This window comes from Zoogloea sp. (assembly GCF_017302315.1).
Taxonomy (GTDB): Bacteria; Pseudomonadota; Gammaproteobacteria; order Burkholderiales; family Rhodocyclaceae; genus Zoogloea.
The window spans coordinates 1-13,793 of sequence record NZ_JAFLDT010000096.1 but is presented as its reverse complement, the minus strand read 5'-3'; the positions used below and the strand labels follow the sequence as shown (position 1 = coordinate 13,793).

At 65.7% G+C, this 13,793-nt stretch carries 11 protein-coding genes; 4 read left to right on the top strand and 7 right to left on the bottom strand.

The window, feature by feature from the left end; all coding sequences use genetic code 11:
- The 4 genes from J0L98_RS19125 to folD form a co-directional block, all read right to left on the bottom strand.
- Positions 1-742 (bottom strand): L-threonylcarbamoyladenylate synthase (locus J0L98_RS19125; protein WP_296413522.1); only part of this gene is annotated, 742 nt, incomplete at its 3' end.
- Positions 743-753: 11 nt separating this feature from the next.
- Complete coding sequence (locus J0L98_RS19120) at positions 754-1,908, bottom strand: 5-(carboxyamino)imidazole ribonucleotide synthase (protein WP_296413521.1); 1,155 nt, start codon at positions 1,906-1,908, stop codon at positions 754-756.
- Between the two features lie 29 nt (positions 1,909-1,937).
- The gene (gene purE / locus J0L98_RS19115; protein ID WP_296413520.1) at positions 1,938-2,435 is read right to left on the bottom strand and encodes a 5-(carboxyamino)imidazole ribonucleotide mutase; all 498 of its coding nucleotides are present in this window, start codon (positions 2,433-2,435) and stop codon (positions 1,938-1,940) included.
- 3 nt (positions 2,436-2,438) lie between these two features.
- On the bottom strand, positions 2,439-3,296 hold the full coding sequence (gene folD / locus J0L98_RS19110) for a bifunctional methylenetetrahydrofolate dehydrogenase/methenyltetrahydrofolate cyclohydrolase FolD (protein ID WP_296413519.1): 858 nt from the start codon (positions 3,294-3,296) through the stop codon (positions 2,439-2,441).
- A gap of 126 nt (positions 3,297-3,422) precedes the next feature.
- Between folD and J0L98_RS19105 the strand changes: the two genes are divergently transcribed.
- A complete protein-coding gene (locus J0L98_RS19105) occupies positions 3,423-4,160 on the top strand; it encodes a class I SAM-dependent methyltransferase (protein WP_296413518.1) in 738 nt (245 codons plus the stop codon).
- 11 nt (positions 4,161-4,171) lie between these two features.
- On the opposite strand, the gene J0L98_RS19100 is transcribed toward J0L98_RS19105, so the two are convergent.
- The 3 genes from J0L98_RS19100 to J0L98_RS19090 all read right to left on the bottom strand — a co-directional run bounded on the left by J0L98_RS19100 (position 4,172) and on the right by J0L98_RS19090 (position 8,950).
- Positions 4,172-5,506, bottom strand: a complete 1,335-nt coding sequence (locus J0L98_RS19100; protein ID WP_296413517.1) for an MBL fold metallo-hydrolase — start codon at positions 5,504-5,506, stop codon at positions 4,172-4,174.
- 116 nt (positions 5,507-5,622) lie between these two features.
- Positions 5,623-6,258, bottom strand: a complete 636-nt coding sequence (locus J0L98_RS19095) for a response regulator transcription factor (protein WP_296413516.1) — start codon at positions 6,256-6,258, stop codon at positions 5,623-5,625.
- The gene (locus tag J0L98_RS19090; RefSeq protein WP_296413515.1) at positions 6,233-8,950 is read right to left on the bottom strand and encodes a PAS domain S-box protein; all 2,718 of its coding nucleotides are present in this window, start codon (positions 8,948-8,950) and stop codon (positions 6,233-6,235) included. Before J0L98_RS19090 ends, J0L98_RS19095 begins: the two co-directional genes overlap by 26 nt.
- A 236-nt stretch (positions 8,951-9,186) precedes the next feature.
- Here J0L98_RS19090 and J0L98_RS19085 point away from each other — a divergent pair, with 236 nt between their 5' ends.
- From J0L98_RS19085 to J0L98_RS19075, 3 genes are all read left to right on the top strand, one after another.
- Positions 9,187-10,356: an ABC transporter substrate-binding protein gene (locus J0L98_RS19085; protein WP_296413524.1), complete on the top strand. Its 1,170-nt coding sequence runs from the start codon at positions 9,187-9,189 to the stop codon at positions 10,354-10,356.
- 396 nt (positions 10,357-10,752) lie between these two features.
- Positions 10,753-13,428, top strand: a complete 2,676-nt coding sequence (gene aceE / locus J0L98_RS19080) for a pyruvate dehydrogenase (acetyl-transferring), homodimeric type (RefSeq protein ID WP_296413513.1) — start codon at positions 10,753-10,755, stop codon at positions 13,426-13,428.
- A 20-nt stretch (positions 13,429-13,448) separates the two neighbouring features.
- A partial coding sequence (locus J0L98_RS19075) for a biotin/lipoyl-containing protein (protein ID WP_296413511.1) occupies positions 13,449-13,793 on the top strand: 345 nt, incomplete at its 3' end.

Below are 13,793 nucleotides of genomic sequence, written 5' to 3'. Positions count from 1 at the left end.
GCACGGCGTCGCCACTGCGGGCGCGGGCGGGCAACTCGGCGCTGTCAATCAGTTCGAGGGGGGTGCGCGGGGCGTAGTGGGCGGCCAGGGCGCCGGAGACGCGGGGGGCGGCATCGGGCTGCTGTTCTTCACCGCGCAGGCGCGGGCGGCGGCCGATGACCCGGGCGATGTCATCCACGCCGATGGCGCCGGGGCGCAGGATCACCGGCACATCGCGGGACAGGTCGAGGATGGTGGATTCGAGGCCGACCTGGCAGGGGCCGCCTTCGAGAATCAGGGGGACGCGTTCACCCAGCTCCTGCCGGACGTGCTCGGCGGTGGTGGGGCTGATGCGCCCGAAACGGTTGGCCGAGGGTGCCGCCACGCCGCCACCGAAGGCGCGCAGCAGTTCCAGCGCCACGGGGTGATTGGGCACCCGCAGGCCGACGGTGTCCTGCCCGCCGGTGACGATGTCGGGTACGCCCTCCTCCTTCTTGAGGATGAGGGTGAGGGGGCCGGGCCAGAAGGCGCGGGCCAGGGCGATGGCCTCGCGGGGGATGTCGCGGGCCCAGTCGACGATGTGCTCGGCGTCGGCCAGATGGACGATGAGAGGGTGGTCGGACGGGCGGCCCTTGGCGGCAAAGATCTTTGCGACGGCGGCCGGGTTGAGGGCGTCGGCGCCAAGGCCATAGACGGTCTCGGTGGGCAGGGCGACCAGCTCGCCCTGGCGCAGGAGCGCAACCGCGCGCGGGATGTCGTTCATCCGCTCAGGCTTTATTCGTCGCGGATGCCGATGGCGGCGCGGGCGGCAAGGGCCTTGGCCAGCACATCGGCGGCGTCGCTGCCCACCACCGTGAAGTGGCCCATCTTGCGGCCATGGCGGGCGTGGTGCTTGGCATACAGATGCAGGCGCAGGCCGGGCACGGCGTGCAGCACTGACCAATCGGGCTCGCGGTAGCGGCCGTGGGGGTCGCCGCCTTCAAACCACAGCTCGCCGAGCAGATTGACCATGACCGAGGCGCTGTGCTGGCGTGGCTCGCCCAGAGGCAGGCCGCACAGGGCACGCACCTGCTGGTCGTACTGGCTGACGGCGCAGGCGTCGATGGTGTGGTGGCCGCTGTTGTGGGGGCGCGGCGCCATTTCGTTGACCACCAGCTGACCCCGGCTGACGAAGAACTCGACGGCCAGAGTGCCGATGAAGCCCAGGCGCTCGGCGATGCGCTCGGCGTACTCCTGGGCCGAATCCTGCTGGCAGGCGGAGGCCCGGGCCGGGGCGATGGAGACGTCGAGGATGCCGTGGGTGTGCTGGTTCTCCACGGTGGGGAAGCAGCGGGTCTTGCCGTTTTCGTCGCGGGCCAGCACCACCGAGACTTCATAGTCGAGGCTGAGCATCTGCTCCAGCACGCAGGGCTCGCCCTTGAACTGGTGGAAGGCGTGCAGGGCTTCGGCGGCGTTGGCGACACGGGCCTGACCCTTGCCGTCGTAGCCGAAGCGGGCGACCTTGAGGATGGCCGGGTAGAGGCTGGCGTCGGCGGCGGCGATGTCGGCATCCGAGTGGATGACGGCGAAGGGGCCGTGGGGGATGCCGTTGTCGCGCAGGAAGGATTTCTCGGCGATGCGGTTCTGGCACACGGCCACCGCCGAGGCACCGGGGCGCACGGGGATGAACTTGGCCAGATAGTCCAGGGTGGTGGCCGGGACGTTCTCGAACTCGGTGGTCACCGCGGCACAGCCTTCGGCCAGCGCATCAAGGGCTTCGAAGTCGTCGTAGCCGGCCTGCAGGTGGCGGTCGGCGATGAGGCCGGCCGGGCTGTGGGGATCGGGGTCGAGAACCCAGACCTTGTAGCCCATTTCGTGGGCTGCGGCGACGAAGAAGCGGCCGAGCTGGCCGCCGCCGAGCATGCCAAGGGTGGCGGGCGGGAGAATCATCGCTTCAGTCCTGCAAAATCAGATCGGAATCAGACCGGGTCGAGGGTCATCGCCAGCACGCTGGCGGTCTGGTCGGCACGGAAGGCGTCGAGTTTTTGAGCCAGGGCGGCATCGGTGGAGGCCAGCAGGGCCACGGCAAACAGGCCCGCGTTGGCGGCGCCGGCTTCGCCGATGGCGAAGGTGCCCACCGGGATGCCCTTGGGCATCTGGACGATGGAGAGCAGGGAATCCTTGCCCGACAAGGCCTTGGACTGGACCGGCACACCCAGCACCGGCACGGTGGTCTTGGCGGCGATCATGCCCGGCAGGTGGGCGGCGCCGCCGGCCCCGGCGATGATGGCACGCAGGCCACGGGCGCGGGCCTGCTCGGCGTATTCGAACATCAGGTCGGGGGTGCGGTGGGCCGAGACCACGCGGGCCTCGAAGGGCACGCCGAAGTCCTTCAGCACCTTGGCCGCGGCCTGCATGGTGGGCCAGTCGGAGTTGGACCCCATGACGATGCCGATGATGGGTTGTTGGTCGCTCATGGTTCAGGCCTTCCGGGCTGCGCGGCTTGCCGACTCGACGGTATTGGCGAGCAGCATGGTGATGGTCATGGGGCCGACGCCGCCAGGCACCGGGGTGATGGCGCCGGCGACGTCCTTGGCGGAGTCGAAATCCACGTCGCCACAGAGCTTGCCGTCGGGAAGACGGTTGATGCCCACGTCGATGACGACGGCGCCGGGGCGCACCATGTCGCCGGTGACAAACTTGGGCTTGCCGATGGCGGCCACCAGGATGTCGGCGCGGCGGGTATGGAAGTTCAGGTCGCGGGTGCCCGAGTGGCACACGGTGACGGTGGCGCCGGCGGCGGTGAGGAGCATGGCCATGGGCTTGCCAACGATGTTGGAGCGCCCGATCACCACGGCTTCGGCGCCGCGCAGGGGCGTTTCGATGCTCTTGAGCATTTCCATCACGCCGTTGGGCGTGCACGGGATGAAGGCTTCCTGGCCCTGGGACAGGCGACCGACGTTCTCGGCGTGGAAACCGTCCACGTCCTTCTCGACGGAAATGGCTTCGAGCACGGCCTTCTCGTCGAAGTGCTTCGGCAGGGGCAATTGCACCAGGATGCCGTGCACCGACGGATCGGCGTTGAGTTCGGCGATCTTGCCGAGCACATCGGCGGGGGCCGTGTCCTGGGCGTATTCGAACTTGAGGGACTTGATGCCGGCCTTCTCGCAGCCCGTCACCTTGTTGCGCACGTAAACGGCAGAGGCCGGATCGCCCCCTACCAGGATCACGGCCAGACAGGGCTGGGTGCCCTTGGCAGTCAGTTCAGCCGCCTTCGCGGCGAGTTCCCCGCGCAGTTTCGCGGAAAGCGCGTTGCCATCGATGATGCGAGCCGTCATGGTGCCGCCCCTCGGGAAAAACCCGTGAGTATACCATTACCGAAGCAGCCCGCTCGTAGGGCAAAAAAGTACGGAAAGGCAGCAAACTTGCGCGGCGGATCGGTGGCGTGCGATTCTGAAACGGACATGAACAAGGGAAACGAAATGCCCGGTCTGGAAAAAGAGATTCTTGATGGCATAGCCACGCGCTCGGTTTACGCCCTGGGCGCCAACGCGGCAAGCACCCGCTATTGCTTTCGGGTGCTGCGGAGATTCCTGGGCGAGGGCGACGTGCTCGAACTGGGACCGGCCGAAGGGCTGATGACCGGGCTGCTCCAGTCCACCGGCCGGCGGATCACCTGCGTTGAAGGGGCGGAGGCCTTCTGCCAGTCCCTGTCGGCGCGGTTTCCGGAGGTGGAGGTGATCCAGGCCCTGTTCGAGGAATACCGGCCCGACAGGCAGTTCGGCACCATCGTGATGGGCCATGTGCTGGAACACGTGGAAGATCCGGTCGCCATCCTGAAGCTGGCCAAGGGCTGGCTGGCGCCCGGTGGAAAGCTCTTTGCGGCGGTGCCGAACGCCCGCTCCCTGCATCGTCAGGCCGGCGTGATCATGGGCGTACTGGAAGCCGAGAACGCCCTCAACGACATGGACCGGCGTCACGGGCATCGCCGCGTGTTCGACCCGGAGAGCTTCAGGCGGGCCTTTCTCGGCGCGGGCCTGACGATAGACGTTTTTGGTGGCTACTTTCTCAAGCCGGTCTCGTCGGGGCAGATCGAGGCGAACTGGAGCGACGCCATGCTGGACGCCTTCATGATCCTCGGCGAGCGCTACCCCGACATCGCGGGCGAGATCTACGTGGTCGCCTCCCTGCCGGCAAGCTAGGCCCGGCAGACTCAGCCGAAGGCCAGCAGATCCCGGTCAAAGTTGGCCCGCGCCTCGGACGTGGCCTGGAGGATGGACATCATCACGGACGTCCGGGCGATGCTCTGCAACTTGCCCGCATCCAGGCGCCCTTCCCTGAAATGGATGCCGATATTGTTGGCATAGGGGACAAAAAAGAAGATGAAGAAGCGATGGGCGCTCGGGTAATTGAACTGGATCCTGCCGTTGATGGTGAGGGTGCCCCGGCCGAAATTGTTCTTCAGCAGGAAACACAGGGTTTCCGCCGTCACCGTGAAGTCGGCCGGTGAGGCATCGTCTTCGGGCAGCAGATCGAGGCGGTCCTGGAACAGGTGGAGCCGGACGGCGCGGCCCAGGTCCGGCAGATGGGCGACGATGGAGAAGTCCCGGTTGCGGTCGGTCATGACGGCGTCAATGGCGTTGTCGGACCAGATCCGGGCGAAGAAATCATGGTAGGCGCGGCGGATGTCGTCCAGGCCCACCTCACGGTTGGTGTAGTCCTTCACCCGGATGCCGGAGGCCGCTGACTCCCAGAAGGCGAGGGATTCGCGGTTCTCGGCAGTGAAATCGTGGCTCAGCATGTCCTGCACGCCGAAAACCTGATCGGGGCGGGGAATGACGATCAGGCCCGCGTAGTCCCGCAACGCATTCATCACGTAGGGCAACCAGCTCCGGTTCCAGTAGAAGTTCTCTTCGTGGGCGTAATGGACGAAGGACGCGAAGAGGATGAGCTTCTTGGGCCGAAATGCCTCGATGTAGGTCTTGAGGCGGGCGATGACCAGATCCTGCTGATGGACGGGCGTGGCTTCGTCACCGATGTTGCCCGCCCAGTTGGCGTAGGAGAACTGGGCGGCCAACACATCGATTCGGGGGTGGCGACTGCGAATGCGCTCGATGTTGCCGCCCATCTCCAGCCGCGCGTCGTTGGCGTTGAGGAAGACGCTGCCGTCGGGAAACTCGACCACCGCCGCCGAATCGTAGCCATCACTGACGTAGATTGTCTGGCGGAGGTCGCCGAAGGTATAGGTCACACCCTCATCCATCTCGGTGCAGGTGTGCCCCTTCGCGTTCAGAAACGCCCGGACCTTGCCGTCGCGGGTCTTCTGATACAGGAAGCGCCTGGGCGCCACAAGCCCGCGCAGGGTCGGGATGGAGAAATGATCGGGGTGTTCGTGGGAGAGCCAGATGTAGTCGCAGTCGATCGCGTCGATCTGGTGAGAATGCTCGACCAGCAGGCGCCAGCCATCGTTGAAGGCCGTCCCCTCAAACCAGGGATCACACAGAATCCGCGCGCCAGGGCTTTCGAGAACAATGCAGCTATGGTTCAAGAACCTGATCCGGCATGCCTCCGACGCCGGCTGTCCTGCTTCCTGGGCCATGTTTCCCTGCTCGTGCGTGCGCACCCTGATCAAAACCCGATTCTAATCCAGCCCGGCGGCAAAGCTCAGGAACGCTGCGCGCCCTCAATGGCCATCACGTTCTGGACAAGTTCGGCCAGGGACTGGGCGGCCATCTTTTCCATCACCCGGGCGCGGTGCACTTCGACGGTCTTGATGCTGATGCCAAGCACGTCTGCGATCTGCTTGTTGAGCTTGCCGGCGATGATCAGGTCGAGCACCTCGCGTTCGCGCTGGGTGAGCTGATCCAGGCGCCGGGAGACTTCGGCGTCCTGGCGGCGACGGGCGCGGTGCTCCTGCTCGGAGACCAGGCATTGGCTGACCAGGCGCAGCAACTCGGTGTCGTTGAAGGGCTTTTCGATGAAATCCACGGCCCCCTTCTTCAGCGCCGCCACCGCCATCGGCACGTCGCCATGGCCGGTGATGAAGATGATGGGCAAGGTGGAATACTGAGCCCGCAGACGCTCGTGCAACTCCAGCCCGCTCATGCCTGGCATGCGCACATCCAGCAGCAGGCAGCCGTTGAATTCGGGGCGCCAGGCCTTGAGAAAGTCTTCGGCCGAGGCAAAGGCGGCCACCTTGAAACCCTGGGATTCCAGCAGCCAGGCGAGGGAGTCGCGCAGGGCTTCGTCGTCATCCACCAAGTAGATGATCTGTTCAGGCGTCGGTGCTTGCGGTTTCAAGGACGGTCTCCAGGGGCAGGGTGAAGCGGAAGATACATCCTCCGGCGGGGTTGGCGTCCACCCACAGACGCCCTTCGTGGAACTCGACAATGGAGCGACAGATGTTGAGGCCCATGCCCATACCTTCGCTCTTGGTGGTGTAGAAGGGCGAAAAGAGCTTCTCGCGGGCTTCGTCCGACAGTCCGTTCCCCCGGTCGGAAACGGACACCTCCACCTGGGCCGTCTCAAGACGGCGGGCCGAGACGGTCACGATACGCTCGTCGGCAGGCGTCTCGGCCATGGCCTCGATACCGTTTTTCACCAGGTTGAGGAGCACCTGCTCCACCATCACGGTGTCGGCAAACACGGCTGGCAGATCGGCGGGAAGCTGGCTGAGCACCTGGGCCCCGTGCCGGCGGGCGTCGATCTCGACGAAGCCGATGGCGTCGTCCACGATGGTCGCCAGGGCCACCGCGTGGCGGCGCGGCTCGCTCTTCTTCACGAACTCGCGCACCCGCCGGATGATCTTGCCGGCCCGCTCGGCCTGGGCGCTGGCCTTCTGCATGGCGGTGAGAATGTCTTCCTGGCGATAGTCGCCGGATTGCAGCCGATTGACGCAACCCATGGAGTAATTGGCAATGGCCGCCAGGGGCTGGTTGAGCTCATGGGCCAGGGTGGAGGCCATCTCGCCCATGGTGATCAGGCGCGAAGTGCGCTGCAGGCGCTCCTGCTGGGCGCGGTTCTCCTCGTCCACGCGCTTGCGATCGGTGATGTCGGTGGCGATGGCCATGCGCACCACGCGCCCATCCACCCAGCGGGTGGCGCGCTCGCGGATGTGGTACCAGCGGCCCGAGAGTGCGTTCTGCAGCTCACCATCGTAGAGCTCGCGGGGCACCTGCTCCGGCGCCAGGCGGCGCGGGTCCACGTCATACCACAGGGTATCGGGGGGCGTCGGCAGGCCGTAGATGCCCACCCGCTGCCCCACGGCGTCGTAGCCGTAGATGCTCTTGAAGGCCCGGTTGGCAAACAGGATCTCGTCACTGGCGGCGTCGGCCACGTACACCGCGGCGTCCAGCCCATCCAGCACCGCCACGAAGCGCTCGTGGGCCTGCTCAAGCTCGGCGCGCACGCGCTTGGGCTCGGTGATGTCGGTGATCGAGGCCATCCAGCCGGTTTGTCGCCCCTCCCCGTCGATCAGGGGCGACAGGTAGAAGCGGGCATCCAGGCGCTCGCCGCTCTTGCGCTGGATGCGCATCTCGAAGCCGGTGGCCGGCGCGTCCCCCGCCAGGGTGATCTCGAGGTTGCGCTGCAGGGTTGCGTAGTTGTCCCGCGGCCAATAGGGAAAAGGTGCGCGGGCGCCCACCAGCTCCTCCGGCGACCATCCCGTCATGCGGCAGAAGGCGGGGTTCACATAGATGATCTTTCCGCTCAGGTCGATGGCGCGCAGGCCGGTGATGAGGGATTCCTCCATCGCCTTGCGGAAGGCGTACTCGCCACGCAAAGCCTCCTCGGCAGCCTTGCGGCCGGTGATGTCGTGGGCGACCGCGTACATCAAGCGCTCTTCGGGCACCGAGTTAACGCTCCAGGCCAGCCACTTGTAGCTGCCGTCCAGGCAGCGGCAACGGTTCTCGAAGGCGCCCGGGGTGCCGGCCGCCAGGCTGCGAAGGTGCTCGATGGTTTCCGCCACGTCCTCGGCGTGGATGAAATCGATCATCGGCCGCCCGGGCAGATCGTCCGGCGCATGGCCCAGAATGCGCTCGAAGGCCGGGTTGCAGCGGCGGAACACGCCATCGAGCCCGACAATGGCCAGCATGTCCAGGGACAGGTTGAAGAGCCGGTCGCGCTCCTTCTCCACCTTCACCCGTCGCTGCATGTGGGCGCGCAGCAGCCACAGGCTCCACAGCACGAAAAAGCTCAGGCCGACGATGACCGCCATCGGGAAGGCGCGGGGCAGATTGCTCTCGGTGTGGTAGGCGGTGGCCTGCAGGGTCAGACCATTGCCGGGAGGATCAAGGGGCACCGAAAAGGCCAGGCTCTCATCCAGTGGCCGCACGGCCGAGTTCTCGGCCAGTACATCTCCCCGCCCGCCGGTGAAGGCGAGGCGATACTTCTCGCCAAACCAGCTGGGCACCAGGTGCGTCACCATGCGCTCGATGGAATACACCGCCACGATGGCCCCCAGGGGGCTGCGCCCCTGCTGCACCGGCATATAGACCTCCAGCACGGCCATGTTGCGGGCATTCACGTAGGGGTCGCCATAGACCGGCCGCCCCAGTTCCCGCGCCCGCGCCAGGACCACCGCCTGGATGCCGGACAAGGCGTCACCCACCAGCCAGTCGGTGGTATCGAAGGGGGCCGTCCATTTGACCCGCTGGTCGGCGGCGATCCACACCACGTTGACCAGTTCGGCGTTGTTGGCGATGTGCTGGTTGGCCCGCACCTGGAAGCCGTCCGCATCCAGGGTGTCGGCGGCCAGCTCCCGGGCCAGCTGGCCCAGAAACTCCTCGGTACCCTGCATGTGCAGGCGCATGGTCTGCTCGGCCCACTGCACGTCGCGGGCCAGGGCATTGCGCTGGGTCTCACCCTCCTGGCGCTGGAGGATCCAGACCAGGGTCAGCATGGCCAGCGCGAACACCAGCACGGCGATGTAAGGCGCTGTCCAGTACCAGTTGGCCCGGGCGATCTGGGGGGAAGGCTGACTATTGTTCGACATTTGCCCTGCATCCTGATGGCGGATGGGCGGACAGGGCATCGGGAGATACCCTAACCACACCCATGGGGTCGAGCCCGCATGGCTTTCTGCGGCGGTGGTCCCGCTCTAAGGGTTCTCCCGCATTCCCGCCCCGGACGCCCGGGTCTAGGGTGAGGGGTCGCATCCGTGCGAACAGAGCCGACCCCGAGCGGCCCCCCTTGACGGAGACCACCTTGCTGCCATTCCTGCGCACGGCAATCCTGGCAACACTGGCCCTGCTGGGGTCGCCCGCATCGGCCATCGAACCGATCCGCGTCGGCGTGTCCGGCCCCTTCACCGGCGGCTCGAACCCGATGGGGATTGCCATGCGTGATGGCATCCGGCTGGCGGCGCGGGAGATCAACGACGCCGGCGGCATCCTCGGGCGGCCGGTGCTGCTGGTGGAGCGGGACGACGAGGCCCGCCCCGAGCGCGGCGCTCAGGTGGTGCAGGAGCTCATCAACCAGGAGAAGATCGTCGCCGGCCTGGGCATCGTGAACACCGGCGTGGCCCTGGCCAGCCAGCGTTTCTACCAGCAGGCCCACATCCCGATGATCACCTCGGTGGCCACCGGGTCGATCATCACCAAGCAGTTCCTGCCCCCCCAGTACCCCGACAACTACATCTTCCGCGCATCGGCACCGGATACCGTCCAGGCGGCCATGATCGTGGAAGAGGCGGTGGTGCGCCAACGCCTGCGCAAGCTGGCGATCTTCCATGACAGCACCAACTACGGCCAGCTCGGCCGGGAAGATCTGGAGCGCGCCCTGGAGCGCCACAGCATCAGGCCGGTGGCGGTGGAGCGCTTCAACATCCGCGACGTGGACATGACCCCCCAGCTGGCCCGGGCCCGGGCTGCGGGTGCCGAGGCCATCCTCACCTACGGGCTGGGCCCCGAGCTGGCCCACCTGGCCAATGGCATGGTGCGTATCGGCTGGAAGGTCCCCTTGATGGGTAGCTGGGCACTGGCCATGTCCAACTTCATCGACAATGCCGGCCCCAATGCCGAGGGTACGCGCATGCCCCAGACCTTCATCCAGGAGGGCAACACCCCTCGCCGCAAGGCCTTCATCGACAAGTACCGCAAGGCCTTCGGCGTGGAGCGGATTCCGGTGGCGCCCGCGGCTGCCCAGGGCTATGACTCCATGCTGCTGCTGGCCGCGGCCATCCGTCAGGCCCGCAGCACCGACGGTGTGCGTCTGCGTGATGCCCTTGAAAACCTCAAGGATAAGGTGGAAGGCATCGTGATGGTATATGATCGCCCCTTCTCGAGGACGGATCACGAGGCGATCGATACGCCGCGGATTCCGGTCATCGGGGAAGTACGCAACAGTCAAGTGGTCTTCGCCTATGACGAAGACCGAAAGCGGGACGCGCAGCACAAATGATCCCGCACAGCGGAGCCCAGGTTTCCGCGCACGGCCGGGGGTTTTCTCCCTCCCTCCCTCGCCCCCGGCCGTTTTTTTCCCTACTCCCGTCGAACGAGACTTCGCCGGCTGGTGCCTCCAGGCCCGGCCGGCGAACGCGCTCTTGACCAATCCGCCCCGCTTGTCGGCCCCAATCGCAAGGCCACTCCACGCCCTTCGCACGCCCTGTGCCAGGGCCGCTGTCGCGCCTTGTCGACGCCATGCGTAAGGGTACTTACGTATTGCACAATGCGGTATTTCGTTTTATATTGCGAAACATGAGGACCGCGATCCGGTCCACGCAGGTTTGCAGTGAAAGCCCGCCGTCGTTACCCACGATGGCAACCCACAACCCGCAAAGTCATGAGGAGACAAACCATGGCCGCGAACACGCAGAATTCCCAGGCAGACATCGACGCCCAGGAAACCAAGGAATGGCTGGATGCACTCGAAGGCGTCGTCACCCAGGAGGGGGCCGAACGGGCCCACTTCCTGATTGAGAAGCTGATCGAGGCCGGCCGCGAGGAAGGGATCGACATCCCCTACTCCGCCAACACCCAGTACATCAACACGATCCCGGCAGACCAGCAGCCCAAGTACCCGGGCGACCCGGACATGGAGATCAAGCTCCATTCCTACATCCGCTGGAACGCCATGGCCATGGTCGTGCGCGCCAACAAGCACACCAATGTGGGTGGCCACATTGCCTCCTTCGCCTCCGCCGCAGCCCTCTATGACGTGGGCTTTTCGCATTTCTGGAAGAGCATCAACCATGAAACCGGCGGCGACCTGATCTTCTTCCAGGGCCACTCGGTGCCGGGCGTCTACTCCCGCGCCTACATGCTGGGCCGCCTGACCGACGACCAGATGGACAACTTCCGTCAGGAAACCGACGGCCAGGGCATCTCCTCCTATCCGCACCCGTGGCTGATGCCGGACTTCTGGCAGTTCCCCACCGTGTCCATGGGCCTCGGCCCCCTGTGCGCGATCTACTCCGCCCGCTTCATGAAGTACCTGGCCAGCCGCGGCCTGATCGATGCCGCCAAGGCCGAGCAGCGCAAGGTGTGGGCCTTCCTGGGCGACGGCGAGACGGATGAAGTTGAGTCCCTCGGCGCCATCGGCATGGCCGGTCGCGAGAAGCTCGACAACCTGATCTTCGTCATCAACTGCAACCTGCAGCGCCTCGACGGCCCCGTGCGCGGCAATGGCAAGATCATCCAGGAGCTCGAAGCCGAGTTCCGCGGTGCCGGCTGGAACGTCATCAAGCTGATCTGGGGCACCCACTGGGACGCCCTGTTCAACCGCGACAAGAAGGGCATTCTCAAGAAGCGCATGATGGAGCTGTGCGACGGCGAATATCAGACCTTCAAGGCCAAGAACGGCGCCTACGTGCGCGAGAACTTCTTCAACACGCCGGAGCTGCGTGAGCTGGTGGCCGACTGGACCGACGACGAGGTGTGGAACCTCAACCGCGGTGGCCACGACATCTTCAAGATCTTCACCGCCTACAACGCGGCCGTGAATCACAAGGGCGCCCCGACCCTGATCCTCGCCAAGACCATCAAGGGCTTCGGCATGGGCCAGTCCGGCGAGGCCATGAACATCTCCCACCAGCAGAAGAAGCTGGACATCGACTCGATCCGCCGCTTCCGCGACCGCTTCGACATCCCGGTGCCGGATGACAAGCTGGCCGAGCTGCCCTACCTGCGCTTCCCGGAAGACTCCGCGGAATACAAGTACATGATGCAGCGCCGGCTCGACCTGGGTGGTTTCCTGCCCCAGCGCCGCCGCACCGCCGCCCCGCTGGAAGTGCCGTCCCTCGACACCTTCTCCGCCCTGCTCAAGGCGTCCGGCGAAGGCCGCGAGCTGTCCACCACGATGGCCATCGTGCGCATCATGAACACCCTGCTGAAGGACAAGCAGATCGGCAAGAACATCGTCCCCATCGTGCCGGACGAGTCCCGCACCTTCGGCATGGAAGGCATGTTCCGCCAGTACGGCATCTGGAACCAGCAGGGCCAGAAGTACGTTCCCGAAGACCATGACCAGCTCATGTTCTACAAGGAAAGCGAAACCGGCCAAGTACTGCAGGAAGGCATCAACGAAGCCGGCGCCATGGCCGACTGGATCGCCGCCGGCACCGCCTACAGCGTGCACGGCGTGCAGATGGTGCCCTTCTACATCTTCTACTCCATGTTTGGCCTGCAGCGCACCATGGACCTGTGCTGGGCGGCTGCCGACCAGCGCACCCGCGGCTTCCTGATCGGCGGCACCGCCGGTCGCACCACGCTGAACGGCGAAGGCCTGCAGCACGAGGACGGCCACAGCCAGGTCATGGCCAACATGATCCCCAACTGCATCAGCTACGACCCCACCTTCCAGTACGAAGTGGCCGTGGTGGTGCAGGACGGCCTGCGCCGCATGTTTGCCGAGCAGGAAGACGTGTACTACTACCTCACGGTGATGAACGAGAACTACGAGCACCCGGAAATGCCCGAGGGTGCCGAAGCCGACATCATCAAGGGGATGTACGCCTTCCGTAAGGGCGGTGCGGGCGATCTGCGCGTGCAGCTGCTGGGCTCCGGCACCATCTTCAATGAGGTGATCGCCGCCGCCGACCTGCTCAAGAACGACTGGGGTGTCGAAGCCGACATCTGGGGCTGCCCGAGTTTCAACGAACTGGCCCGGGACGGTCAGGACGCCGCCCGCTGGAACCTGCTGCACCCCCTCGAAGCCCCCCGCAAGAGTCACGTGGAGCAGAAGCTCGAAGGCGCCGTCGGCCCGGTGGTCGCCGCCACCGACTACATCCGCCTGTTCTCCGAGCAGATCCGCCCCTTCGTCAAGAACACCTACGTCACCCTGGGCACCGACGGCTTCGGCCGTTCCGACACCCGCGAAAAGCTGCGCCACTTCTTCGAAGTGGATCGCCACTGGGTCACCCTGGCCGCCCTCAAGGCGCTGGCCGACGAAGGCAGGATCGAACGCGACAAGGTTGCCGCCGCCCTGGTCAAGTACCAGCTTGACCCGTCCAAGCCCAACCCCATGTCCGTCTGATTGCCCAGGAGACTGCAAACATGAGCCAACTCATCGAAGTGAAGGTTCCGGACATCGGCGATTTCGACCAGGTGCCGGTGATCGAACTGTTCGTCAAGGTCGGTGACACCATCAAGGTGGACGACGCCATCGCCACCCTCGAATCCGACAAGGCCACCATGGACGTACCCTCGTCGGCCGCCGGTGTGGTCAAGGAAGTGCTGATCAGCCTGGGCGACAAGGTTGCCGAAGGCACCGTGCTGATCAAGGTCGAAGCCGCAGGCGCGACTGCCGCTGCACCCACCCCGGCTGCTGCGGCCCCGGCCCCGGCTCCTGCCCCCGCTGCTGCACCGGCCGCCCCGGCGCCCGAGATCGGAAGAGCACAC

What these genes read in the sequence shown, in the direction of transcription:
- J0L98_RS19120 (WP_296413521.1), bottom strand. Translation starts at nt 1,908, where the DNA reads ATGATTCTCCCGCCCGCCACCCTTGGCATGCTCGGCGGCGGCCAGCTC.
- purE (WP_296413520.1), bottom strand. Translation starts at nt 2,435, where the DNA reads ATGAGCGACCAACAACCCATCATCGGCATCGTCATGGGGTCCAACTCC.
- folD (WP_296413519.1), bottom strand. Translation starts at nt 3,296, where the DNA reads ATGACGGCTCGCATCATCGATGGCAACGCGCTTTCCGCGAAACTGCGC.
- J0L98_RS19105 (WP_296413518.1), top strand. Translation starts at nt 3,423, where the DNA reads ATGAACAAGGGAAACGAAATGCCCGGTCTGGAAAAAGAGATTCTTGAT.
- J0L98_RS19090 (WP_296413515.1), bottom strand. Translation starts at nt 8,950, where the DNA reads ATGTCGAACAATAGTCAGCCTTCCCCCCAGATCGCCCGGGCCAACTGG.
- aceE (WP_296413513.1), top strand. Translation starts at nt 10,753, where the DNA reads ATGGCCGCGAACACGCAGAATTCCCAGGCAGACATCGACGCCCAGGAA.